24 protein-coding genes are annotated in these 25954 nt (G+C 43.2%); 16 read left to right on the top strand and 8 right to left on the bottom strand.

Annotation, left to right across the window (positions count from 1 at the left end; genetic code table 11):
* Positions 1-485: 485 nt before the first annotated feature.
* The 3 genes from proC to AS034_RS02985 all read left to right on the top strand — a co-directional run bounded on the left by proC (position 486) and on the right by AS034_RS02985 (position 4111).
* Positions 486-1331, top strand: coding sequence for a pyrroline-5-carboxylate reductase (gene proC / locus AS034_RS02995; RefSeq protein ID WP_058297485.1), 846 nt, complete (start codon positions 486-488; stop codon positions 1329-1331).
* A 132-nt stretch (positions 1332-1463) separates the two neighbouring features.
* Positions 1464-2579, top strand: a complete 1116-nt coding sequence (gene proB / locus AS034_RS02990) for a glutamate 5-kinase (RefSeq protein ID WP_032088124.1) — start codon at positions 1464-1466, stop codon at positions 2577-2579.
* Between the two features lie 269 nt (positions 2580-2848).
* Complete coding sequence (locus AS034_RS02985; RefSeq protein ID WP_058297484.1) at positions 2849-4111, top strand: glutamate-5-semialdehyde dehydrogenase; 1263 nt, start codon at positions 2849-2851, stop codon at positions 4109-4111.
* A gap of 58 nt (positions 4112-4169) precedes the next feature.
* Here AS034_RS02985 and AS034_RS02980 read toward each other — a convergent pair whose 3' ends face one another.
* The 6 genes from AS034_RS02980 to AS034_RS02955 form a co-directional block, all read right to left on the bottom strand.
* Entirely contained in the window at positions 4170-4913 is a 744-nt protein-coding gene (locus AS034_RS02980; protein ID WP_058297483.1) for a 3'-5' exonuclease, read from the bottom strand.
* The gene (locus AS034_RS02975; protein ID WP_058297482.1) at positions 4913-6826 is read right to left on the bottom strand and encodes a DUF294 nucleotidyltransferase-like domain-containing protein; all 1914 of its coding nucleotides are present in this window, start codon (positions 6824-6826) and stop codon (positions 4913-4915) included. Before AS034_RS02975 ends, AS034_RS02980 begins: the two co-directional genes overlap by 1 nt.
* A 157-nt stretch (positions 6827-6983) precedes the next feature.
* Positions 6984-7508: a D-glycero-alpha-D-manno-heptose-1,7-bisphosphate 7-phosphatase gene (locus AS034_RS02970; protein ID WP_058298075.1), complete on the bottom strand. Its 525-nt coding sequence runs from the start codon at positions 7506-7508 to the stop codon at positions 6984-6986.
* Between the two features lie 396 nt (positions 7509-7904).
* Positions 7905-9098, bottom strand: coding sequence for a class I SAM-dependent rRNA methyltransferase (locus AS034_RS02965; protein ID WP_058297481.1), 1194 nt, complete (start codon positions 9096-9098; stop codon positions 7905-7907).
* A 500-nt stretch (positions 9099-9598) separates the two neighbouring features.
* Positions 9599-10438 (bottom strand): alpha/beta hydrolase, encoded by an 840-nt coding sequence (locus tag AS034_RS02960; protein WP_058297480.1) that lies wholly within the window; start codon positions 10436-10438, stop codon positions 9599-9601.
* 482 nt (positions 10439-10920) lie between these two features.
* Positions 10921-12153, bottom strand: coding sequence for an aminopeptidase (locus tag AS034_RS02955; RefSeq protein ID WP_058297479.1), 1233 nt, complete (start codon positions 12151-12153; stop codon positions 10921-10923).
* Positions 12154-12261: 108 nt separating this feature from the next.
* Between AS034_RS02955 and AS034_RS02950 the strand changes: the two genes are divergently transcribed.
* Entirely contained in the window at positions 12262-12927 is a 666-nt protein-coding gene (locus AS034_RS02950) for a DUF421 domain-containing protein (RefSeq protein ID WP_411160243.1), read from the top strand.
* Between the two features lie 178 nt (positions 12928-13105).
* On the opposite strand, the gene AS034_RS02945 is transcribed toward AS034_RS02950, so the two are convergent.
* Positions 13106-14362, bottom strand: coding sequence for a helix-turn-helix transcriptional regulator (locus tag AS034_RS02945; protein ID WP_058297478.1), 1257 nt, complete (start codon positions 14360-14362; stop codon positions 13106-13108).
* A 266-nt stretch (positions 14363-14628) separates the two neighbouring features.
* On the opposite strand from AS034_RS02945, the gene ltaE reads away from it, so the two are divergent.
* The gene (gene ltaE, locus AS034_RS02940) at positions 14629-15645 is read left to right on the top strand and encodes a low-specificity L-threonine aldolase (protein ID WP_058297477.1); all 1017 of its coding nucleotides are present in this window, start codon (positions 14629-14631) and stop codon (positions 15643-15645) included.
* Positions 15646-15734: 89 nt separating this feature from the next.
* Here the strand turns inward: ltaE and AS034_RS02935 are convergent, their stop codons facing one another.
* Positions 15735-16067 carry a YckD family protein gene (locus tag AS034_RS02935; RefSeq protein WP_058297476.1) on the bottom strand — a complete coding sequence of 111 codons (333 nt, stop codon included), beginning with the start codon at positions 16065-16067 and terminating at the stop codon, positions 15735-15737.
* Positions 16068-16192: 125 nt separating this feature from the next.
* On the opposite strand from AS034_RS02935, the gene AS034_RS02930 reads away from it, so the two are divergent.
* The 11 genes from AS034_RS02930 to AS034_RS02880 all read left to right on the top strand — a co-directional run bounded on the left by AS034_RS02930 (position 16193) and on the right by AS034_RS02880 (position 25803).
* Positions 16193-16597 (top strand): sporulation protein, encoded by a 405-nt coding sequence (locus AS034_RS02930; RefSeq protein ID WP_058297475.1) that lies wholly within the window; start codon positions 16193-16195, stop codon positions 16595-16597.
* A gap of 222 nt (positions 16598-16819) precedes the next feature.
* A complete protein-coding gene (locus tag AS034_RS02925) occupies positions 16820-18559 on the top strand; it encodes a carbon starvation CstA family protein (RefSeq protein ID WP_032088131.1) in 1740 nt (579 codons plus the stop codon).
* A 65-nt stretch (positions 18560-18624) separates the two neighbouring features.
* Positions 18625-18894: a cory-CC-star protein gene (locus AS034_RS02920; protein ID WP_176716075.1), complete on the top strand. Its 270-nt coding sequence runs from the start codon at positions 18625-18627 to the stop codon at positions 18892-18894.
* Positions 18895-18916: 22 nt separating this feature from the next.
* Positions 18917-19867, top strand: a complete 951-nt coding sequence (locus tag AS034_RS02915; RefSeq protein ID WP_058297474.1) for an ArsA family ATPase — start codon at positions 18917-18919, stop codon at positions 19865-19867.
* Positions 19868-20694: 827 nt separating this feature from the next.
* Positions 20695-20955 carry a metal-sensitive transcriptional regulator gene (locus tag AS034_RS02910; protein ID WP_058297473.1) on the top strand — a complete coding sequence of 87 codons (261 nt, stop codon included), beginning with the start codon at positions 20695-20697 and terminating at the stop codon, positions 20953-20955.
* Positions 20956-21051: 96 nt separating this feature from the next.
* The gene (locus AS034_RS02905; protein WP_058297472.1) at positions 21052-21279 is read left to right on the top strand and encodes a sulfurtransferase TusA family protein; all 228 of its coding nucleotides are present in this window, start codon (positions 21052-21054) and stop codon (positions 21277-21279) included.
* A gap of 52 nt (positions 21280-21331) precedes the next feature.
* Positions 21332-21811: a DsrE/DsrF/DrsH-like family protein gene (locus AS034_RS02900; protein WP_058297471.1), complete on the top strand. Its 480-nt coding sequence runs from the start codon at positions 21332-21334 to the stop codon at positions 21809-21811.
* A 48-nt stretch (positions 21812-21859) separates the two neighbouring features.
* Complete coding sequence (locus AS034_RS02895; protein ID WP_058297470.1) at positions 21860-22429, top strand: sulfurtransferase TusA family protein; 570 nt, start codon at positions 21860-21862, stop codon at positions 22427-22429.
* Between the two features lie 63 nt (positions 22430-22492).
* Positions 22493-23620, top strand: a complete 1128-nt coding sequence (locus AS034_RS02890) for an MBL fold metallo-hydrolase (RefSeq protein WP_058297469.1) — start codon at positions 22493-22495, stop codon at positions 23618-23620.
* 122 nt (positions 23621-23742) lie between these two features.
* The gene (locus AS034_RS02885; RefSeq protein WP_058297468.1) at positions 23743-24519 is read left to right on the top strand and encodes a sulfite exporter TauE/SafE family protein; all 777 of its coding nucleotides are present in this window, start codon (positions 23743-23745) and stop codon (positions 24517-24519) included.
* 168 nt (positions 24520-24687) lie between these two features.
* Entirely contained in the window at positions 24688-25803 is a 1116-nt protein-coding gene (locus tag AS034_RS02880; protein WP_058297467.1) for an ATP-binding protein, read from the top strand.
* The last annotated feature ends 151 nt before the right edge of the window (positions 25804-25954 follow it).

Here is a 25954-nt window from a genome sequence, read left to right as displayed (position 1 = left end):
GGTCGTTTTTAACTTATTTTTCCAAGTGACGGAATTATCGCTGAAATTAAAAGATTATTGGCCGGTTTCGAAAGATTATCAGCCGAAATTAAAAGATTATCGGTCAAAATTCGAAGATTAAAGGCCAAAATTAAAAGATTCCCCAACCAAACGGCTATAGTCCTTCAACTCACCCCCTCAAAACCCCGCTTAATCCCCAATTGTAAATCCAATAATTCTGATTATACGGGATTATTAGTGATTTGAAGCTCTCAGAAGGCATTTGAACCACATAAATGGGAATGACAACGCTTCCACTTTCTTTTTCGGCGTATTCCTTACTACTTCCGGATATCGCCTTGATATCATTTACCAGCGTGTTACGATTATAAACGTTGTGAACAAAACACAGGACAAAACAAACATTGAAAACAAAAAATAACATTAAAAATAAAAACATAACTGAAAAACAACCTTATTAAATGAAAGAAACGGAGTGGATATTTTTGTTGAAAAATAAAACAATCGCTTTTCTTGGTGCAGGTAATATGGCTGAAGCAATGATTTCCGGAACGGTACAGAGTGGAAAGATTGCTAAGGATCAAATCATTGTCTCCAACCGAAGCAACAAAGAAAAACTTCAGGAAATAAATGAAAAGTACGGTGTACGCACATTATTGAAGGATCAACTTCCGTTCAGCGAAATCGATATCCTCATCCTTGCAATGAAACCAAAGGATATAGATAAAGCGCTGGATTCAATCAATCATCTCGTCAAGAGCGATACAGTCATCATGTCGGTGCTGGCAGGAATCACGACATCACACATGGAAGAACAGCTTCCCGGCGGTCAATCTGTCATCCGCGTGATGCCGAATACGTCAAGTATGCTTAAAGAGTCTGCTACAGCAATCAGTGCCGGCAGATTCACTTCAGAAGAAGATATGATGAATGCGAAAGAACTTTTATCAAGTATCGGTGAAGTGTATGTAATCGATGAAAGTAAGATGGATATTTTCACAGGGATTGCCGGAAGCGGACCAGCTTACTTCTATTATTTAATGGAACACATCGAAAAGACAGGAGCAGAAGCCGGACTTGATCCTCAAATGGCACGGAAAATCGGTGCACAGACCATTTTCGGGGCTGCCAAAATGATGCTGGAAAGAGAAGAAACACCAACACAACTAAGAGAAAACGTAACATCCCCTAATGGCACAACAGCTGCCGGCCTTGATGCACTTGCACAATTCGGCGGAGGTAAAGCTATCTCAGAAGCTGTAAAAGGAGCAGAAAAAAGATCGAAGGAAATTAGCTCTGAATTACAGTCCCGTCAACTCGTGACAAACTAAAATAAGACAAAAACCAAACCTCAAATATAAAATTACCATTTATATAAATGTACGAAGCTTAACAGAAATACAAGTCCGTCCCTCATCACAATGAAGGGACGAGGGGCGGACCTTTTTACTAGGAGTGATTGGATGTCCCAAGAAAACAAGCAGAAACGTATTGTGATCAAGATTGGAAGCAGTTCTTTGACAAGTCTTCACGGAGAAATGAGCAGAAGGAAGCTCGAACGCCTGGTGGACGAAGTGGTGCGTCTGAAAGATGACGGCCATGAAGTATTACTTGTGTCTTCAGGAGCAGTGGCTGCCGGTTACAGGAAATTAGGCTGCCTTACGCGCCCAAGCTCATTACCTGAGAAGCAGGCTGCAGCCGCAATCGGGCAAGGTTTATTGATTGAAGCATATTCTGATCTATTTATTTCACACGGATACGTTGCTTCTCAAATTCTGATTACTCGTAGTGATTTTTCAGATGAAGACCGCTATAATAATGCGCGCAACACAATCAATGTGCTGCTTGAACGAGGCATCATCCCGATTGTAAACGAAAATGATACGGTAACAGTAGATCGATTGAAGTTCGGAGACAACGATACGCTTTCAGCGAAAGTCGCAGCATTGGTTGACGCTGATCAATTGATTATCCTGTCCGACATCGACGGTTTATACGATTCCGATCCGCGCAAGAATCCTGAAGCTGAATTACTGGAAAGTGTAACTGAAATCAGTGAGGACATTGAAGATATGGCCGGAGAACCGGGAAGTTCGGTTGGAACCGGCGGCATGCGTTCTAAAATTGATGCATTCAAAATTACAATGGCATCCGGAATCCCTGCATTCCTTGGTAAATCAGGAAATACGAACATCATCTATGACGCTGTGCAGCATACAGCGAAAGGTACGTATTTCGAATCTGCAGATGATGCAGTGAATCTCGATTCCAAGAAGCAATGGATCGCATTCAACTCAGGTCCTGAAGGTGAAATCACCATTGACTTAGAGGCGAAAGACCGAATCCTTGAAAGAAAAGAAAGCCTGACGATAAACGATATCTATACAGTAAAAGGACGCTTCGATAAAGGGGCAGTCGTTCGGATTCTTGACAGTAACAACGAAGAAATCGGACTAGGAATGGTCAACTTCCGTTCAGGCCAGCTCAAAAACCCATCCGAAATCAAAGACGACCAAATCGCCGTAGAAATCGACCACCTCGTCTGCCACATCGAAGTACCAATCCCGGTTGGGGTGTAAGCTAAATAAACATTGATTTTCAGGTATGTGAATCCTGAGCATGATTTTTACGATTCTTTGACTTTATAACAGTTCTTTACCAGCGGTTGATTGGAGTGCAAGTCGCAGACTCCTGCGGGAAATGCGGAGTAGGGGAGACCCCGGTAACGAAGCCGAGGAGGCTCCCCATCCGCCCGCGGAAAGCGAAGTCTTGCACGGAAATCAACAGCGGTCTAAAGAAGGCTTAAACAGAGACAAATGGTATTTTAAACTATAACAGGAGGCATTTGATGACTTTAACAATCGAAAAAACTGATGTAAAAAAACAAGCAATGATGGCAAAAAAAGCTGCAAAAACACTAAGCTTACTGACAACCGAACAAAAAAACAAAGCATTGCATAAACTTGCCGATCACCTGGATGCAAACTACCAGACCATTCTGGATGAAAACGAAAAAGATCTGCAAAGAGGACGCGAAAAAGGATTCGAAGAAGCATTCATGGATCGTCTTTCATTGACGAAAGAACGAGTGGAAGATTTCGCTAACGGACTCAGACAAGTCGCTGACCTGGAAGATCCGACTGGCAAGGTTGTTTCAGACTGGACCCTTGAAAACCAGCTTCAGGTGCAAAAGGTGACCGTACCCCTGGGTGTGATCGGTATGATTTATGAAGCCCGTCCAAATGTGACAGTGGATGCAACAGGGCTTGCATTGAAATCAGGAAATGCAATCGTACTCAAAGGCGGTTCGAATGCCATCACTTCCAACAAAGCGATTGTAGACGTCATGCATGATGCATTGGAACAGACAGACATCCCTAAAGAAGCGGTCCAGTTCATTAATACGACAGACCGTGAAGCAGCGAATGAACTGTTTACCATGAAGGAGCATATCGATGTGTTGATTCCACGCGGCGGCGGTGCCCTTATCAATGCAGTCGTCAATAATGCGACAGTGCCAGTGCTTGAGACTGGCGTAGGAAATTGCCACATTTATATTGATAAAGAGGCTGATGTGGAGAAGGCATTAAACATCCTCATCAACGCCAAGACTGATCGTCCCGCTGTGTGTAATGCAGCTGAAACAGTCATCATTCATGAAGAATGGTTCAATGAACACAAAGATGCATTAACTGAAAAATTGGCTGGATATAATGTTTCTATCCATGGAGATGAAAAAGTAACAGCTGCTATTGACGGTGCCAAGCCTGCTGGTGAAGAAGACTGGGCGAACGAATATTTAAGCCTTGATATCGCAGTGAAGGTCGTTGGAAATCTTGATGATGCAGTTGACCATATCGAACAATATGGCACAAAACATTCAGAAGCGATCGTGACTGAAAATGAAGAAACGGCTAAAAGGTTCATGACGCTTGTCGATGCAGCAGCACTCTATCATAATGCATCCACCCGTTTCACTGACGGAGGAGCATTGGGCTTCGGTGCAGAAATCGGCATATCCACACAGAAATTGCATGCAAGAGGACCAATGGGTCTCCCTGCATTGACAACAATCAAATATATGATGCATGGTACAGGTCAAATCCGATAATAACAAAGCAGGACTCCCCGATTAATCTTCGGGGAGTTTTTTTGTTAATTGAAAAAGTTCATTCATGGCCATCAATACACTCATGCAATGCTTGAACAGAATGCACACCTTGCTGATGGCAAAGCTTAAGCAGTTCCTCAAATAATTCAGCTGTCATGATGGCATCATTCAGTGCATGGTGGCGGGTCCTTTTTCTAATTCCAAATTTCGCTACCATAGCATCCAAATAACAGTCATTCCTCTGCATCAATGCATTTGCAAGCGCGAATGAATCGATGTATTCGGGATAGAACGAGGGGAGTTCCCATTTATTCACACGCTTTTGGAGGAAATTGATATCAAAACTGGCTGGATGGGCCACCAAAATCGTGCCCTTGGCGAATTCAAGGAACTGCTTCAATCCGACAGGGAATTTTACAGCATGCTTGAAATCCTTCCTTCTCAGACCCGTGAATTTTTTGGTTTCTCTGGACACCGTTTGAAGCGGGTCGATGACTTTATAAAAGGTTTCTTTTTCCTGTACAGACCCATTGAAAAACTTCACGGCTCCGATTGAAATGATTTCATCCCCGACTTCGGGAAAGAATCCTGTCGTCTCAAGGTCGAAAATAGTGAACGTGCAATCATTCAAGTGTTTCTTCTGGAAAGTGAATTTTTCATTTTCAAATTCTTTTAAGGTTTCGGAGATTTTGTAGTAAGACGGCCGTGCTTTTTCTTCCCGTAACTGGGCACGGAAGAAGAACTGCTGCCATAAATAATATTTTATGATCCGAAAGCCTACATTAATTCCGATATCATTCATCAGACCACCCGATTTCTGTTAAAGCTTATTTCCATCACTTGCTGTAATCGGTTTGCAATCTGGATGGCTTCCTTCAATCTTTGCCGTTCATCTTTTGATAATTCACGTACATCAATATCATTGCTGAGCGGTTTGCCTTCTTTTAACTCTTTAAGATTCTGCCGTGTACGCAGGGTTAACAGAATATGCATGGCCAATTTGACATTTTCGGCATCCCTGGGGTGGAAAGCCTGCATGTTCTTCAGTGCATTCACCCTTTTGATGGTATTCACTTCTTTAACCCCATATTTGACGCAGTGGATCCGAATCATGTTGACGATTTGCATGAGGCCGGATTTCTTAATGTTGAATAAGTGGTTTTTCGGCTTAAGATTGACCCTCCCAAGTGGTCCGACAGGGAGCTTGAAGCGTAGGGCGTCTTTTCTCAAAAGCTGCTGCATGCTGAGTGAACGTTTTGATTTTTCGGCAAGATAACGGCGGATTTCCTCTGCAATTGAATAATCCCCATATATCGGACGGAAATCATAGAACATGGTCGTGTTCTGCACTTCCTGCGCGTCAATTTCATGCAGCCAATCATCGATTGCTTTTTTCCAATCGGTATAAGACCGCTTCCACTTTTGCTCCTTTGCCATGATTCCGCCTGTGCATTCAGGGAATCCGCATGCATCAAGCTTTTGATTTAATTTTTCGGTGAATGCCTGGAAGTATGAATCCACTCTTTTAGTGTCAGATAAATGGCTGTAATCGTCAAGGATGATTCCGTTATCCTGGTCGGTGTGGAATCCCTGCTCACTCCGGCCCTGGCTTCCCATGACGATGAAGCAGTAATTGATCGGAGAGCGTCCGTATCCTTCTTCTCGCATCTCCTTCTCCGTCAATTGTATGATTTTCCTGTGCAGGCGGTCATTATAGTTGCTGATTACCTCACATACATCATAACCGGGGCTTTCCTGGAGGAGGAGGTCTCCGATGAATTGCTGGAACGTCTCACTTTTAACGGTTGCAAGCTGAACCAGGTCTTCATTTTTAACCGCTTTTTGGATGCGGTACGATAAATCCAGGTAGTTGGAATCCTGGATATTCAAGAAAGAGGTACTTGTCAATACACCTACAACGGCATCATTCCGCATGATCGGAACGAAATCTACTTCTTCATGCTTAAAATAAGAGAGTGCTTCATAAGCAAAGGATTCATCCCGGATCCAGAAAGGATTCCTCTTCATCCAGTCTTTCACTTTTTCCCGCCGGTCGGGTTCGGTGATATAGGAGAGGATTTCCCTCTGCGTGAGAATCCCTTTTAAGGTTTTATCTGAATCCACGACGACGAGCCCGTATGTATCCCTGTCTTTCATCACGTTTGCAGCTTCTAGAATCGAGTCCTCTTCATGAATGAAAGAAGGGGAGTCCATCAGATTATGTACCTTGGTCCGGAAAAGCGTGATATTTTCATCATCCTGGTCGGAGGATTTCGATTTGATTTCGTCATAAAGCGTCTTCATGCGGTTTCCGATGCTTTCAAAGATGATTTTTGAAAAATCATTATTCCTCGTCATGATATCGAGGAGCCTGCTTTTCTGAATCCGGAAGACATTGCAATTTTCCATAGCCTGAACAGAGAACGTCATTTCCCCGCTTGTCAGCATGATCATGATCCCGATCAGATCACCTGGGTAGTAGAAGCGCAATGAATATTGTTTTCCGCTTGAACGGTGAAGGACATTTTTCGCAAGTCCGGAAACAAGAAAATAAATATCCAGTTCCTCTACCGTCTCATCTTCATGAAAGAGAAATTCCCCTTTTTTAAAGGTTGTATATTTTGAACCTGAAATAATATAATGCAGTTGATCTTCTGTCAGTACATCAAATGGATATACGTTTTTAACGATTTCCAACAGTTCATGCTGCTCCAAATGTATCCCTCCTTTTAGAAATCATTCCATAGTACTCTATCATAGAATTCCCCAATAGGTAAACGATAAAACAGGAAGGGAATGTGCGGTGTGATAAGCATTTCAGGCTGCGGTGGCAAAAAAAAGCATCCCCTGAAAAGAGAGGGGATACAGCACATCACTCTATTATGAAGTCAGCCGCTTCTTTTAACGAGGGAAATACGTAATCGGCACCATAGAGAGGGGAAGGGGAGCCGGAGATCAAAATGGTCTTGCATCCGGCTTTACGCCCGGCCTCGATGTCAGGTTCCCTGTCGCCGATCATATAGGAGGAATCAAGGTCCAGATCGTATTTTTCAGCAAGATCCAAAATCATGCCCGGCTCAGGTTTCCTGCATGCACAGCCTTCATGGGGCTTATGGGTGCAGCATGAAACTTCATGAATCTTCCCGCCTGCCGTTTCAAGTTCTCCTACCATAAAGTCATGAATCTGCTCCAGATGCCCATGAGATAAGTATCCAAGACCGACGCCGCCTTGATTCGTCACGACAAACAACATATATCCTTCATCGGATAATAATGTAACTGCTTCTTTCACACCTTCGAGGAAATAAAACTGTTCCGGCTTGTTCACGAACTTCACTCTTTTTGTTTTCACTTCATTGATGACCCCGTCACGATCCAGAAATATTGCTTTATTCAACATTAACACCCCATATTCGATAGATTTCTACAATGCCCCATAACATTTGTCGCTTCTTGCGGTTTCCGAGGAAATAATGACAGATTATTCTGTCATTATTTCCTCTGTTGAATTACGGGAAATTTCCTGTGTCATTTAGAAAACATATTGTCGTATACAAGTTTACCCATCATGACCCGTAATTTTCATTTAAAGCTGTTTTCTAAAAGATTATTTCTTTTTGTATATAGGTTTATAACCTTAATACAGCTTTGGACGTGCTCTTTTCGAACTCAAGCTTCAACAAGAGACGGGTGGACAACCCGAAAATACCCAAGTTCAGGTATAGCAACAAAGTATACGAAAAGAACCACATAGAAAAAGAAAAGGAAGTTTCAAATGAAACTTCCCTCAAACTCAGTATTTCTTGATGAATACCACTTTTAAATAGTCGCCCTGCTTGTATTGATTGATGGTCTTGAAGTCCTCAGGCAAGGAGTATTCCTCCAGCAATTTGTAAGAACCGCCCGTTTCCTTGAATGCTTTATCAATAAATCCCTTGAATTTTTTCATATCAAACGTGCTGCAATTCGTTGAAGCCACGATCACACCATTTTTTTTGGTGATGGCAATGGCTTCTTTTAAAAGATCCTTATAATCTTTTGAAGCAGAGAAGGTATGTTTTTTAGAGCGGGCAAAGCTCGGCGGATCCAGGATGACCATATCAAAGGAGAGTTCTTTTTTTACCGCGAATTTGAAATATTTAAACACATCTTCCACGATGATATTCTCGGATTCGTAGTCTATTCCATTGATACTGAATTGTTCGATGGTTTTACTCAGGCTGCGGTTTGCCAAGTCGACGCTTGTAGTTTCTGCAGCGCCTCCCAGGGCGGCGAATACCGAAAAAGCCCCCGTGTATGAGAAAGTATTAAGCACTTTTTTACCATCTGCGTATTCATCCCGGATACGTTTTCTTACTTCCCGTTGATCGAGGAACACGCCAACCATTGCACCATCATTCAGGTAGATGGCAAACTGGACGCCGTTTTCCTTCACAAGAAGAGGGAAGGAAGGACGATCACCGTCAACAAAATCATCTTCATCCACATACTTTCCTTCAACTGAAAAGCGCTTTTTTTGGTAAAGCCCTTTATAATTCGGAAGTTTCTTAATGGCCGAGATGATATCTTCTTTAAAAGAGTAGGCCCCTTTACTGTACCACTGGATCAGGTAATATCCTTCGAAGTAATCAAGGGTAATACCGCCGAAGCCGTCCCCTTCACTATTGAATACCCGGAATGCAGTCGTGTCTTCATCATAGAAAAAATGAAGCCTTTGATTTACGGCATTTTGGAGCTTCCGATTGAAGAATGCCCCATCGATCGCTTCTTGCTCTTTCCAGCTGACAAGCCAGCCGAGTCCTTTATTTTGCTTACCGTAATATCCCCTTGAAATGAAGTTCCTTTTGGAATCTGTCAGAGTAAGGATCGTCCCTTCCTCAAGGTCATTCAGGTCCGTCAGAACATTATCCTTATTCAAAAGGGGAAATCCTTTTTGAAATTGTTTTGTGAATTTTGGGTTGGGTTTTATCATGATTTCAGCAGTCATGCACTTCATCCTTACTTAACTATAGTCTTGTGTAGTATAGAACTTCTGGGGATTTTACGCAACCGGGGATTGAGAGGTGAGAGGGGGGGGACGGGGTTATTAATAAAGTCTGGAAATAAACTATATAAGTAAAGACTCTCCATAACGCTTATGATTTCCGTGCAACACTTCGCTTTTCGCGGGCGGGTGGGGAGCCTCCTACCCATTTTAAGCATAGCGTGATTGGCCAGCTGCAGGGCTTAGAGGCAAATGTCATAAGCCAAACCGTCCAAGAAGGCAAAGAACGCCTTCGTGGCCGATTCGTCTTATGCCACACGCCTCTTTGCAAAGCCCTTCCGCTTTTCTGTTAGGAGACTTCGTCTTGCACTCCAATCAACCGCTGGTAATAGCTAAATCTAAGAGTGTACATGAAAAATTAAAAACCCGAATGAATTCGCCTCTTAGCAATTTATTCGGGTTTTATTTAGTCAATAAAGTTCTATCCCAGTCTCTTACAATGACTATTTCCCCCATAAAAAATCACCGAGGAGCCTGTCGACTTTTGTGGTTTCATGGAGTCCGCTGTGTGAGATGGTCGGGTCGTATACAACTTGGGATGAAAATTCATTTCGGTCAAACAGTTTTTCACTTCCAAGTGCGCTTGGTACGTTCACGACGTCGTCCCCGGAACCTGCGATGGATAAGATCTTGATTCCCGGATCGATCATATGCCGATTGAGATATAGGTGTTTAAGCGCTCTGGACTGTGGTTTTAAATCAATGACGGCCGCCCCGGTATTGATTTGATCATAAGAATCTTTCGTCACGCCTTCAAATGGGGTGGCGATGGTTATGAACTTGTGGGTCGCAGGCAGAAAATCTTTACCCCGGGCGTTTTCCAGGTATTTGGTGGAAGCGAGTCCGCCCATCGAATGACCGACTAGATTGATGTTATCGACCTGAAAGCTGTGATGCATAAGCTTCAATGCATTTTCCAGCCATATTGCCTGTTTGTCGAGTGCTGCCCGATTATCTTCGAAAATGACCTGGACCAGAGGAGGGGAGGAAGGGTTTTTTGGAATGGTACCTTTATAGGAGACGCTTCCGTTCTCGGACACATAGATCTCCAGTGTCTTTTTTCCCCAGCCGTGATGATGTTCGAAGCGGTCCAGCATCGTTCTGAATGAATTATAGGTCCCTTTGTAGCCATGTACAAACACAGTAGGATATTTCTCCACTGCCGTCAAAGCTTTTTCGCTTGATTGTACGTTGGATGATTTAAATATCGTGAATATGATGAAAAGAGTGGCCAATATCAGCCCGCTCCAAACCAATGTATGTTTATTCGTGAAGGTTGACAAATGTATCGCTCCTTTAATCCCTATATTATTATTGTAAGCGATAGAAGGGGTATTGAAAATGTTATAAATGAAATTTTATTGTCATAATGGATGTAATTTATGGAAATTAATTAAGGAGAGAGGTCTACATGGGATAGTGGGAGTTATTTAGAATCATTCTCATGAGATCATATATTTGGAATTAGGATCATAAATTTTTATTTAGGAACGTATATTTCTAATTAGGATCGTAAATCCTCAAATAGGATCGTAAATCTCGGACTAGGATCATAAATTCCCAAAATGGATTACAAACACCTGTTAGGGTATACCACGCGACCCATTTACCACCCAAAAAACCCCTCACCGTCACAAAAATCACTTTATAAAAACATTCAAACTAACAAAAAACCCGAACAAATCCGAATTTCACACAAAAAATTCGAATCATGTTCGGGTTTACATTTTTACTTTTACATTATCCGGCGACTATAAACAATGATCTACACCCAATCTCCATTCCTAAAGATAGGCTCCAGGGTGCCATCCGCTTTTTCTCCATCGATATTCAATTCATTGGAGCCGATCATGAAGTCAACGTGGATCATGCTTTGGTTGAAGCCGACGTCATTCAATTCTTCCTCAGTCAGGTTGTTTCCATTTTCAACGCAGACGGACAGTGCACGTCCGAGTGCGATGTGGCATGAAGCATTTTCATCATAGAGTGTGTTATTAAAGATGATGTTCGTGTTTGAAATCGGTGAGTCATGTGGGACAAGCGCGACTTCTCCGAGGTATGAAGCACCTTCGTCCGCAACCAGAAGATTTTTTAATGTTTCATATCCCTCTTGCGCTGAGAAATCGACTACCTTCCCGTCCTTGAAGGTCAGCGTGAAGTCTTTGATTAATGTACCCGCATAATTGAGCGGTTTCGTTGAAGAAACGATTCCATTCACACTCGTTCTATCCGGGATCGTGAATACTTCTTCCGTCGGCAGGTTCGGTACAAACGGAGTCCCGCGGTCATTCGTGAACTGGGCGCTGATCCACTTCGTCTGCTGGTGGAATCCAATCGTCAAATCGGTCCCCGGTCCTTTATAATGCAGTTTGCGGTAGCCAGCTTCATTCAGCAGGCGGGCTCTTTTATTCAGTTCGCCAATATGCTTTTCCCACCGGTCCACTGATTCTTCGCGGTCCGTCCGGGTGGTGTAGAAGATATTTTCCCATAGCTTCTCGACTGCATCTTCCCTTTCTAAGCCAGGGAACACACTTTCAGCCCATTGTCGTGTCGGATAGGCCGCAATCAGCCAGCTGATTTTTCCGCCGCCGATATAGGACGAGAACTCTTTGGATGCTTCTGCACCCACTTTATTGAGTAACGCTACCCGCTCAGGATCGGCATCCTTGAGAAGGGACGGGTCAGGAGCGATGAGGTTCAAGAGTGCAACATTGTTCTCGGCCATCTCAATGTACCCCTTCTGCTTCCAATGAGGGTATACTTTCAACCCTTCCTCACTGGATTTTTCCAGTCTGATTTTCTTCAATTCTTCATCGTAGAAGTCCGTCATGACATGGAGTGCCCCGGCTTCGTATGCTTTATTCGTGACCATGCGCACGAATTCATATGTAGTGACAGGCGCGGAAATAAGTACCTGCTGTCCTTCCTGGATGTTCAGGCCGACTCTGACGATGAGGTCGGCGTATCTCTCTAAATTTTCATTGTAACGTGTGTTCATTGTTTTATTCCCCCTTTGGTATCTACCTTTTTAACTATATATCTTTGTTCTGAAAATTTCTATTTATTTGATGGATATTTTCGGCATGATTTCAAAAGATAAATCTATATGAAGGAAGTGATCATGTTGGATATCCATTTAATTTGGAAGGCCATTCTAGTAGTTCTCGGAGGAACACTCCTTTTGCGGATTGCAGGCAGGAAGTCTATTTCGCAGATGTCCCTTGCCCAAGTCGTGATTATGATCGGGATCGGGTCCCTGCTTGTTCAGCCGATTGCAGGGGAGAGTATATGGACCACTTTGTTTGTGGGGTTGATCCTTGTGGTTTCCCTGGTTGTGATTGAATATATGCAAATCAAGGCAGATTGGATTGAAAAGTTCATCACAGGAAGGTCGAAGGTGCTGATAAAAGACGGGGAACTGCAAACGGATACCCTGAAAAAACTCAGGCTTACCGTTGATCAGCTGGAAATGAAACTGAGGCAGAACCAGATCAGCAAGCTATCGGATGTCCAAGAAGCAACGTTGGAACCGAACGGCCAAGTGGGATTCATTCTTAAGGAAAGCAGCCGGCCGGCTACTAATAATGATGTACATCTTTTGAAACAAGAAGTTTTTGCACTTAGGCAATTGATCGGGAGCCTTTCCTTGAATGGACAGCAGTATATACCGCAGTCACCCGTTAATGGCAAGAACAAAGAGGAAGGGAATGACTTGTTTAAGGAAGTGGCATTGGAATCACATACAATAGAGCCGCCGCGCAACTTGCAATAAACAAACGAAAAGACTGGTTATAGGCTAACCAGTCTTTCTGTTTATAAGATTATTGTTTCACGCTGTATGGCGGGAAATCTTCTTCTGGGGAATTGATCACAACCACCCCACCGAGCGCCATTGCGGTCAGACTTACAGCGATAACGAGTTGTTTCATTTTTTTCACATTCTCACCTCCCTATAAGGACAGCATCTCTTCATAAATGGAATTGGATTCCTTTAAGTGGAATGCTGCATTTTTATATCTCCTAACTCCCTGATAATATTGACCAAGGAATTTAGAATACTCGGCATATAAAAGCTGTTCACCGTTTTCTTTGAAGTAGGGCAGGATATATTCCTTCATGAAGTGTTCAAAGCCTGTCGGGAAATCATCCAATGCGTACTGATAATACGACAATTGATAATATTTACCCGGGAACACGTCCTTTGAGCAAAGTGCGAGCCCCTTAGGAAGCCAGTAGCGTACCTGATTGAAGCGGTTAAGTTTATAGTATTCTTTTACAAGTGCCAAAATGGAATTGAGCTTTCCTTCCACGTCAGATTCCTTTAACTCGATGCTTCTTAAATAATGCTGGATCGCTTCTTCGCTTTTATTCATGACCGACTTTAAGTAGCCCAGATTCTGCTCCACCATGGATGTGAGTCTGTTGTAGTTGATTGATTTGCTTATGAAATTTGCCCAATCATAATGTTTGAGGGCTTCTTCACTGTATCGGATCCTTCTATAACAAATACCCAGGAGCAAGTGGACTTCAGCACACCTTTGCTGAAAGTACACCCCCTGGAAGATGGACAATGATTTTTCCCCGTAATAGATAGCAAGCCTGTACATATTCAATCTCGTAAGGACTAGGCTGAATAAATAATAGAGATCAGCCCGTTCTTCTTCATTTGTTACACTGCCCAGAACATAGTAGGTTTCGGCCTCTTTCAATTCTGTGAGGGCTTTGTCATATTGTTGTACTGCATAGTAGTAATTGCCTTTATATCTGTGGTAGTAAAATCTCAGTGTATCGTTTAATTCCTTATAATGACTATGGATGCGGGCCAGGTTCGTGCGGACACTCTCAAGGTCTGAATGGATCAATTGGTAACGAATAAAGAGTATTTTATATAAAAGCTGCGGAGTCAGGTCATCCGTTTCATTCAGCAGTTTTTTTATTTCATCATGGTATGATTCGGCTGCCTCTAGGTCTTTCCAAAGGAGGGAGCGGTTCCATTTCTCAAGCAGTTTATTCAATTCCTGCTCATCGTTCTGAAGGGAAGATACGCCAAGGCGTTCACATAACAACTGAATGATCTCTTCAGACGGGAAGACTTGATTATTCTCGAGCTTTGAAAGATATGATACCGAAATAATCCCCTTTGATAATTCTTCTTGTGTCAGGTTCTTTTTTTGTCTGTGGAAGCGGATTTTAGAGCCGATATTCATCTTCTTACTCCTTATTTATCATGTTAGGGCCGAATGCGTGCTTATATTATAGAAGAAACACGTTGACTTCGAAGTGTCTTTACACTACCCATTAAAATAGTAACACAATAAAGAACCGAATGTTATGAATATTCCTATAATTATATTTTTTATAGGTAAATGGAATTATTTTCATTTTAGTAAGGTTATGTATTCCGGACTGACGGCTCGCGCGCTTTTTTGTTATACTATCATCAATACATAATAAAAGCGGGGGAATACATACCATGATTGATTTACGGAGCGATACAGTCACAAAACCTACTAAAGAAATGCGGCTTGCGGCATTCGAAGCGGAAGTGGGTGATGATGTATATGGGGAAGATCCGACGGTCCTAAAGCTTGAAGAAGAAGCTGCAAGGGTACTCGGCAAGGAAAAAGCATTGTTTGTCACGAGCGGCACACAGGGGAATCAAATCGCGGTTCTGACGCATACACGTCCCGGAAATGAAATCATCCTCGAAGAGAACTCGCATATTTTCTATTATGAATCAGGAGCAGTTGCTGCTCTGGCGGGGGTACAGACGAGAACACTTCCAGGCATAAAAGGGGCAATGGACCCGGATGATGTTGAAAATGCAATTCGGGATGAAGATCAGCATTTTCCCGAGACAGGACTGATCTGTCTGGAGAATACCCACAACCGGGCCGGCGGTGCGATCGTTTCGCCGGAAAATATGGAAGCAATTCATGCAGTCGCACGGAAGCATTCGATACCCCTCCACGTAGACGGGGCAAGGTTATTTAATGCATCAGCTGCTGCAGGGAAAGATGTGAAGGAATTCACCCGCCATTGTGACACGGTGCAGATTTGTCTGTCGAAAGGACTGGGGGCCCCGGTCGGCTCGATCATTGCCGGCGACTCTTCATTTATTCAAAGGGCAAGGAAGTGGAGAAAGCGGCTTGGAGGGGGCTTAAGGCAGGCGGGTATACTTGCTGCACCCGGTTTGGTTGCCTTGACTAATATGAGGAGGCGGTTGTCAGAAGACCATAAAAAAGCCGCCATCCTTAAAGAAGCTCTGGAAACATGTGAGGGAATCTCTATCATGAATGATGTTGATACGAATATTGTCGTAGCGGATGTAAAAGAGAGAGGGAACACCTCGGCAGAGTTTGTGGAGATCCTGAGGGACAAGGGGATTTTGATAGGCGGTTTCGGTCCTTATGCAGTCAGGTTTGTGACGCATTATGATGTGAGTATGGAACAAGTGGAGGAAGCCGCAGAGATTCTTAGATCTCTGTAAAGCGCGGTAACCATTCATGAAGATGCCGGTTCCTGCAGGGAGGAATCCCGCGGAACCGGAACCAAGGGGAAATGGATTCGGCCAGCTTCTTATTGCTGATTTTGTGGATGAAGATTCTTTCCCTGGTGATGGTGCCATCTCATCATATAGCCGTTTTCCTTGAGTTTCTTGTAGCGTTCTTCCATCTTCTTGAGCATCATGTCTCCTTGTTCCTTCGTGAACACACCATATTCAACATATTTATTGATCAGTTCTTTCTTTGAGTTGAATAACTGCTGATGCAATTTGTCCAATTCTTGCTTCTGGTCATCTGTCAGATTGACTTTCTGCGGGGCGGCCGGCTGTCCTTCAGCTGCTGCATATCCGTTGAAGCCGAAGCTCAGTAGACATACTGTTAAAAGGGTCATGAGTATTTTTTTCATACATATTCCTTCTTTCTATCAAGTTTCATTGATAGTTTCTGCATCGGGATAGCAATATATGTGTATAAGTCTGTTTATTTTAGAAGTGCGTAAAACTTCACAATCAGGAGAAAGGTGGTTAAAACGTGTTAAATAAATTTCTATCAAGTATCGGAATCGGTCATGTCAAAGTAGATACCGTGGTCAGTAAAGGCGAAATCAAACAAGGGGACACCATCCACGGGGAAGTCATTCTTGAAGGAGGGAATGCAGACCAGCCGATCAATGAGGTAAGGCTTGTCCTCCTTCACAAGTATGAGGAAGATAAAGAGGACAGTGATTTCCCATATCATGAAAAGGAGCTGAATACGGTCATCCTGAATGATATCGGAACAATCAAAGCGGGGGAGAAAAAAACGATCCCTTTTCAGTTCCCGACTGAAACCAGTCATCCCAAAACGGATGACACCAACGAAACGCTGTTAAGGACGACCGTGGATATCCCTCAGGCGGTGGACCCGACGGATGAAGACAGTATCATCGTTAGTTAAGAATGGAACCGGATGGATATCCGGTTCTTTTTTCATATGACGAATTTCCTGATCATTTCAATCAGCTTATGCACCATGTAACTTACCGTTGAAAACCGGGATAAGCCAATGTAAAATGTAGTAAGCATTACATTCTAAAAATTCTGTATTTTCAACCAAGACTTCCTTCTTGAATGAATGGGATGTACTGCCTGCTCTATATCATGTTGAAGGAGGATTATCATGGGAGGAATTTGGCTTGCACTAATAGGGGGGATTGTATTTTTATTAGGGTATAAGTATTACTCTAAGCTGATTGCTGAACGGATTTATCGATTGGATCCCGATTATGTTACACCAGCACATCAGTATAAAGATGGGGTTGACTTCGTTCCTACAAATAAGTTCGTGCTGTGGGGGCATCACTTCACATCTGTAGCCGGTGCTGCACCGATTGTCGGACCGGCAATTGCGGTTTATTGGGGCTGGCTGCCTGCGTTTCTATGGGTCATACTCGGTACCGTATTTGCTGCCGGAGTTCATGATTTCGGCACACTCGTCCTTTCTGTGAGAAACAAAGGACAATCAGTCGGGACACTGGCTAGCAAGTTAATTGGAAAACGGGCAAAGGTTCTGTTTTTATTCATTATTTTAATCCTCGTATTGATGGTAAATGCCGTCTTTGCATGGGTCATTGCGAACTTATTCATTACTTTCCCGGCAAGTGTGCTGTCCGTATTCATCCAAATACCGCTGGCTGTCTGGATAGGGTACAGGGTTTATAAGCGGAGCGGAAGCATGCTTCTCCCGTCGCTGGTTGCTTTGGCAGTCATGTATCTTTCCGCTGTCGTGGCAAGCAGGGTGGAATTCCTGCAGATCGATTTTGTGCAGTATTTCGGAGGTGAAGGCGCTGTTTCTTTATTTGGATTAAGCTCTACCAGTATGGCATTCTTTGCATGGATCATCATCCTGATGATATATGTATATATTGCCTCGACGCTTCCGGTTTGGAAGCTGCTGCAGCCGAGGGATTATATCAATTCGCATCAACTGGTAGTCGGCCTGGGGTTATTGTATTTGGGTCTATTATTTTCAAATCCTAAGATTACGGCACCGATGACGAACAGTTCTGCCGACGTTTCGTGGTTCCCGCTGCTATTCATCACGATCGCGTGCGGAGCGATTTCCGGATTCCACGGTCTTGTATCGTCAGGTACTTCATCCAAGCAGCTGAATAATGAAACAGAAGCAAGGTTTGTCGGGTATTTGGGAGCTGTGGGTGAAGGGGCACTCGCACTGATTGCAATCATCGCATGTATAACATTTTTCCCGAATATTGCAGAGTTCAAAGCTACATACAGCGGGTTTGCAGCTGCAAGTGGAGCAGGACTTGGCGTATTTATCAAGGGTGCAGGGCAATTGGCGGCAGGTCTCGGAATCCCGGCTGATATAGCTGCCACGATCGTATCCGTCATCATCGTGAGCTTTGCTGCAACGACGCTGGACTCTTCCGTCCGGTTGATGAGATATATCATCGCCGAACTGGGTGAGGAATATAACGTCATGCCATTGACGAAAACGCATGTGGCGACAACGATTGCGGTTGTATCGAGTGCAGCCCTAACACTTCTGCCACAAGGTCCTAAGGGGTTCGGATCCGGCGGATATCTGCTATGGCCGTTATTCGGTACATCCAACCAATTGCTTGCAGGCATCAGCCTGCTCTTGATCACCATCTGGCTCAAGAGACAGGGAAGGAATTATATCGCGACCTTGATCCCGATGCTGTTCCTGATGTTCATGACACTGTGGGCCATGATCAACCAAGTGATCTTTGAATGGTCGGGAGCAGGTGAGACGGAAGGGAATATGCTGCTATTCATCTTTGGAAGCATCATCTTGATTTTCACTCTGTGGATTTTGATCACAGCCGCTTCTTCGCTTTCGAAAAAAGGGGAAGATCCAACACAGTTCACAGCCTGAAAAAAGGGACCTTTTTGAGTGCCAAAAAGGTCCCTTCCATTATTTCGAGGGGAGGGGACATAGTGATGAACGCCGCAATACTTGAGAAATTCAAGCGCCTCATTCATTTATATGATGAAATCATCCGGCACCCCCATAAGACAGAAATCGCAAGGGAATTAAGAGATGAGGACGACTTGTTTTTCTTACTTTTATATTCTGACATGCTCGGGTTGCCGAATCCGGTATTTTATTACACATTGGAACTTTATCCATTCATGCTTGAAAAATTTCATGACTGGCATTTACGCATGGGAATGGAGCATTCCCCGCTTGAGGGAATAAGATGCTGCTGATACAGCGAAAGGAGGGGAGAGAATGAATACAATTGAAAAACAATCTATCGTGTTTGTAGGAGGTAAAGGAGGAGTCGGTAAATCCACCTCTGCTTCTGCACTTGCAATGATGTTTGCCCAATCCGGAGATAAGACGCTGATCATTTCCACAGACCCCGCTCACAATTTAGGGGACATTTTCCACACACATATCGGAGGGGAGAAAGTGCAGCTGGGGGACAATCTGTGGGGACTCGAAATTGACCCCGACCAGGAAACTAGATCCTATATAAAAGGGGTGAAGGGCAACCTAAAGGGCATGATCAAGTCGTCGATGATTGACGAGGTCCACCGGCAGATTGATATGGCTGCCTCGGCGCCAGGTGCTGAGGAAGCAGCTTTATTCGACAGGATGGTATCGATCATCCTAGAGGAGAAGGAACATTTTGATAAAATCATCTTTGACACGGCACCCACTGGTCATACAATCAGGCTCCTGTCACTTCCGGAGTTGATGGGCGTATGGATGGACGGCATGCTTGAAAGAAGAAAGAAGACAAATAAAAACTACTCCCAATTACTGAATGACGGCGAACCGGTGGAAGATCCTATATTTGATGCATTACATAAAAGAAGGGAAAAATTCGCTCAGGTCCGCTCCATCCTGCTTGACCCGACGAAGACAGGATTCATCTTTGTCCTGATCCCCGAGCGGCTTCCGATCCTTGAAACAGAAAAAGCCATCGAATTAATGAAAAGAGTTCAACTGAACATTCAGGGCCTCATCGTCAACAAAATCCTCCCGGAAACAGCCGACGGAGAATTCCTTCAAAAAAGAAAAGATCAGGAAAAGGAATACCTGCAGCTCATGAAAACCAAATTCACAGAACAAGAACTCTACCAAATCCCACTACTCGAAGAAGACATCTGCACCCCCGATCACCTAAAAACATTCGCCCGGCATCTGCGGGCAGAAGTATCCCCGGGGGGATGATTAGCGGGGGATGCAAACAGTCAGTCAAACCGGACTTGGGCAACAATTCAATATAAGTAAAGCCGGATTTGATTTCTTTTAAGGAATCAGATCCGGCTTTATATTTGAGAGGAAGAAAAGAATATTAACTCGACCCAGCGGTTGATTGTAGAGCTCGACGCAGACTCCCATCCGAAATGTGAATGGGCTTTGAACAGGGCGTGAGGTAAAAGTTGAATCGTCTGCGAATGCGTTCTATGACTTCATGCACTATTTATCTTATGTTTCTGTTCTTTTTATTGGATATTTTTAGTAAGTGGTGGAATAATTCCTGAAATTCAAAGATTATTCCGGAGAATTCGAAGATTATTGCCCTGAATTCAAAGAAAAAGCCCAATTTTCGAAAGATTACCGGCCGAAATTAAAAGATTACCTCATTCGCTCCCGTTCCTCAGGCTGCATTATAGCGCTTATTGAGCCGAAACGCTGATTATTCCTAATTGGCGAGCTATGCCATTCCGTTTACTGGTTCAAAAATGCTTAAAACCTCCGAGAATACTTTTAAAACATTCAAGGCATACATGAAAAACACAACATAGAGGAGCAAGTCGCGGGAGGATCTAATGAGAGAAATGGCAGAAGGCGTAAGTGCCGTAAGCTGAAAGCGAAGTCCTGCACGGAAATCAAAAGCGGCATTAGAAGTACACTCTATATAATAGTTATTCCGGTCAAATAGGCAGACCTAAAAAAAATTTCACGAACCACTTGACTAAATACTCCATAGGGTATATTATAGTCAATGTAGCAAGAACACATCACAACTAAGCGTGTTTCTGGGAGGTGTCTACATGGAATACAATTCTCAAGTTAAAAATCGAATCAAACGTGTTGAAGGGCAGCTCCGGGGAATTTTACGAATGATGGAGCAGGGGGAAGATTGCAAAGATGTGATTTCCCAGCTGTCAGCAGCCAAAACGGCTCTTGATCGTTCCGTCGGCTTGATTGTAAGTTTAAACCTTGTTGAATGTGTGAGAGATTCACAAGAGTCCGGTGAAAACACGGATGAATTCGTGAAAGAAGCAGTGAACCTGTTAGTGAAAAGCAGATAAATAAAAAGTGTTGACAACTTTTTTTATATCATTTAACATACCCTTATAGGTATTTTAAGTTATAAAATATAAACAAACATTTAGGAGGAATTACGAATGAACGCAGATAAAGTACTAGACGCAAAAGGATTAGCTTGCCCGATGCCAATCGTGAAAACAAGAAAGGCAATTAAAGAAATTGAATCAGGACAGATCCTTGAAGTCCAAACGACTGATAAAGGTGCAAAGAGTGATTTGACTGCTTGGGCTAAGTCAGGTGGACATGAACTTGTAGATTCTAAAGAAGAAAATGATGTATTCACATTCTGGATTAAAAAAGGATAAATTTTTTTGAGGGGAAACATACCCCCTCTTGTATTTTAAAGGAGGAAAACAGATGTCAGAGACAAAATCAACTAATATTATTCTCTTCAGTGGAGATTATGATAAAGCGATGGCTGCATACATCATCGCAAATGGTGCTGCTGCATACGACCATGAGGTAACGATTTTCCATACTTTCTGGGGCTTGAATGCACTGAGAAAAGAAGAAATGGTTCCAGTGAAGAAAAGTTTCATGGAAAAAATGTTCGGCAAAATGATGCCGCGCGGTGCCGATAAATTGGGATTATCCAATATGCACTTTGCAGGAATGGGACCGAAAATGATTAAAGGTGTTATGAAAAAGCATAATGCGATGCCTCTCCCAGATTTAATTGATATGGCAAAAGAGCAAGATGTTAAGCTTGTTGCCTGCACGATGACAATGGATCTATTGGGACTTCATAAAGATGAACTGATGGATGAAATAGAGTATGCGGGTGTGGCTGCATATTTGGCAGACGCTGAAAACGGCAACGTAAATCTCTTTATCTAATTTTTTTTGAAATAAAATATACCCTATGAGGTAATTGGAGGTTCTTTTATGACTATTGAAGCAAATTTCGTTCTAGATGCAAAGGGTTTGGCATGTCCGATGCCGATCGTGAAAACGAAGAAAGCGATGAAAGATCTTGAATCCGGCCAAGTGATCGAAATCCAGGCAACGGATAAAGGATCTAAAGCAGATCTGCAGGCATGGGCAAAGAGTTCAGGTCATGACTATCTCGGTACGATTGAAGAAGGCGATGTACTAAAGCATTTCGTTCGTAAATCAAGCGGCGAAGACAGTGCGGAACGCAAGCATGAAGCTGTTACGAATAATGAAGATTTAGCAGGAAAGCTCGACGACGAAAATACGCTCGTACTGGATGTTCGTGAAAAAGCAGAATATGCGTTCAAACATATTCCAGGAGCAGTATCGATTCCACTTGGTGAATTGGAAGCAAAAGCGGATGAACTTGCGAAAGACAAAAACATTTATGTTGTTTGCCGTACAGGGAACCGCAGTGACATGGCTGCACAATTACTTGCCGACAAAGGTTTTGCCAATGTCATCAATGTAGTGCCAGGCATGAGCGAATGGTCAGGGGAAGTCGAATCAGACGTTGAATAATTGATAGTGACAATTACACTGATTGATATAAATGCATGATAAAAATTTTGGGAGGTTGAAACAATGGCAGTTAAAGCAATGAGTCCTAAAGAAGTGGCTAAAAAAGTAATGAACAACGAAGAATTGTTTATCTTGGATGTACGTAATGTAGATGCTTTCGAAGATTGGAAAGTCGAAGGGCATACTTTTGAATATCTTAACATCCCGTACTTCGATCTTCTTGATGGAGTGGAAGAAATTTTAGAAAAACTTCCGAAAGATAAAGATGTTTTGGTTGTATGTGCAAAAGAAGGGTCTTCCGTCATGGTTGCAGAGATGCTTTCTGACGAAGGACTGGATGTTTCTTATTTAGAAGGCGGAATGAAAGCATGGAGTGAACATCTTGAACCTGTAAAAGTCGGCGATCTCACTGATGGCGGCGAACTGTATCAATTCGTCCGTTTAGGTAAAGGCTGTCTTTCATACATGGTGGTTTCTAATGGTGAAGCCGCAGTGGTAGATGCTACACGCATGACTGATATTTTCATCAATTTTGCAAAAGATAAGAATGCAGAAATCACGAATGTATTCGATACTCACCTGCATGCCGATCACATCTCAGGCGGACGTAAAATCGCTGAAGCGACGAATGCGACTTACTGGCTGCCTCCTAAAGATGCAGAGGAAGTAACGTTTGAATATGCTGCGCTTGAAGATGGCAATAAAGTGGCTATCGGTAACTCAACAATCGATATCAATGCACTCTATTCACCTGGACATACAATCGGATCAACTTCTTTCGTCATTGACGAGAAATATCTGTTATCAGGGGATATCCTGTTCGTAGACAGTATTGGACGTCCGGACCTTGCCGGTAAAGCAGAGGACTGGGTTGCTGATTTGAGAGAAAGTCTTTATAAACGTTATAAAAACTTATCAATGGAACTGACAGTACTTCCTGCTCACTTCATGATCATCGATGAATTGAACGAGGACGGTACGGTCGGCGAAAAACTGGGCACTCTTTTTGCGAAGAACCACGGTTTGAATATCGAAGACGAAGAAGAGTTCAGAAAGCTTGTTTCCGAGAACCTTCCTCCTCAACCGAATGCATATCAGGAAATCCGTGAAACAAACATGGGTAAAATTACTCCCGATGATGAGAAGCAGCGTGAAATGGAAATCGGTCCAAACCGCTGTGCAGTCCGCTAAGCGAATCTTAAAAGCTTGAGTACTAAATGGGAACCTTGAAAAGGTTCCCATTTAAAATGATGCATTTCGCAAAGCTGTATGATCATAAATCAAAAGAGCTCATGAAAAGGAGGAACTGACGAATGGATTTGGCATTTATCATTACTATATTTTTAATCGGCTTTATTGGATCTTATATTTCAGGAATGGTTGGAATCGGGGGAAGCATCATCAAATATCCCATGCTTCTGTATATCCCGCCATTACTGGGGGTAGCGACATTCTCAGCACATGAAGTTTCAGGCATCAGTGCCGTACAGGTATTCTTCGCCACACTCGGAGGCGTATGGGCTTACCGGAAAGGCGGCTACTTGAACAAGACGCTTATCGCCTATATGGGTGTAAGCATCCTGATCGGGAGCTTCATCGGAGGATACGGTTCCAAGGCAATGAGTGAAGATGGCATCAATCTTGTCTATGGGATTCTGGCATTGGCAGCAGCCATCATGATGTTCATCCCTAAAAAAGGGATCGATGACATCAAGTTTGAAGATGTAAAGTTCAATAAATGGCTGGCAGCCGTATTGTCCCTGATTGTCGGGGTCGGTGCAGGGATTGTAGGGGCTGCGGGAGCGTTCCTGCTGGTTCCGATCATGCTGGTTGTCCTTAAAATCCCTACCAAAATGACGATTGCATCCTCACTTGCCATCACGCTGATTTCTTCCATCGGTTCAACCGTCGGCAAGATCAGTACAGGGCAGGTAGACTATGTGCCTGCATTGATCATGGTAGTGGCAAGCTTGATCGCTTCTCCATTAGGGGCAATGGCAGGTAAGAAGATGAATACAAAGATTTTACAAACAATATTGGCCCTGTTGATACTGGGTACAGCCATTAAAATTTGGCTGGACATTCTATAAGATGCATGCCTGTCCCGCTGTAATGCTTACACTTGCAGAAGGGACAGGTGTTTTTTTTGATTAAGTTTTCAGAATTGAGCTAAAAAAATACACAAATCATGAGTTTTTCGTTACAATGTAGTTACTGAGGAAATTTAAACCAATTCATGAATGGAGGGATCGGGTACAGTGTCTGATGAAGCACAGGGCAAAATAGGGCTGCTGCAAGAACAGGGGATGAGCGCTTCAGAACAGGATATGAGAAACCTGGAGCATAACGCCGAGCTATACAGGCGGATTGTTGAATTCTCCCCAGACACCGTCATCATTACAAAGAATGATGTGTGTCAATATATCAATGAAACCGGAATGAAGCTGCTGCATGCAGAGAGTAAATCAGAGATCATGAATAAAAGCATACTCGACTTTGTTCATGAGGACGAAAGGGAATCACTTAAAGACCGAGTGACGAACTTGAATCAAGGCGAAACAGCTTTGCCTCATCCTTATACATTGATCTGTCTCGACGGCTCGGTTGCAGAGGTTGAAATGAAAGCCATTCCCACATTCTTTAATAATGAAAAAGCAATACATATCATTGTACGGGACCTTTCTGAACAAAAAATAACCCAGGAACTGATGATGAAATCCGAGAAATTATCTGTCGCCGGGCAGCTGGCTGCAGGGATTGCACATGAAATCAGAAATCCGATTACATCCATAAAGGGATTCCTCCAACTGATGGAGAGCGATATACCCGAGAAGAAAGATTATTTTGAAGTGGTTTCCTCTGAAATAAACAGAATCGAAACAATCCTGAACGAATTACTTGCCCTGGCCAAACCGAAAGTTTCTGACATGAAAGAAGTGAATCTGATTGAATTGGTCAATCAGGTTGTCACTCTGCTCAATACAGATGCCATCATGAAAGACATTGAAATAAATCCGGTATTCAATTGCAGCCGGTGCAAGGTGATATGTGATGAAAACCGCATCAAACAAGTCTTCATAAATTTCATAAAAAATGCAATGGAGGCGATGCCTGCAGGCGGGAAAGTAATGATTGAAGTGGAGCAGTCCGATCTTGTCACGGTGATCAGGTTCACTGACGAAGGGGAAGGCATTCCTGAAGAAATTGCCGGAAGAATCGGAGAACCTTTTTTTACGACCAAAAGCGATGGGACGGGTCTCGGCATCATGGTCAGTAAACAAATCATCGAGAATCATTCAGGTAAAGTAATGATCAGCAGTGATACAAATGGTACCTGTGTCGAAGTAGAGATACCATTATCCTATAGCAGATGACAAAACGATGAGGGTCGATCCATCATCGTTTTTTGCTGTAGTAACGGATTGGTAACTTTAACGTAAAGAAAAAACTGAAACTTATTTCAATATTAAACGTCTATTACAATGTAGAAAAATAAGACCAGAGGATGATGCAAAGTTAGTTAAG

Origin of the sequence: [Bacillus] enclensis, from assembly GCF_001456935.1 — a bacterium.
GTDB classification, from domain to species: Bacteria; Bacillota; Bacilli; order Bacillales; family Bacillaceae_B; genus Rossellomorea; species Rossellomorea enclensis.
This window is presented reverse-complemented; position numbering and strand designations above follow the sequence as displayed.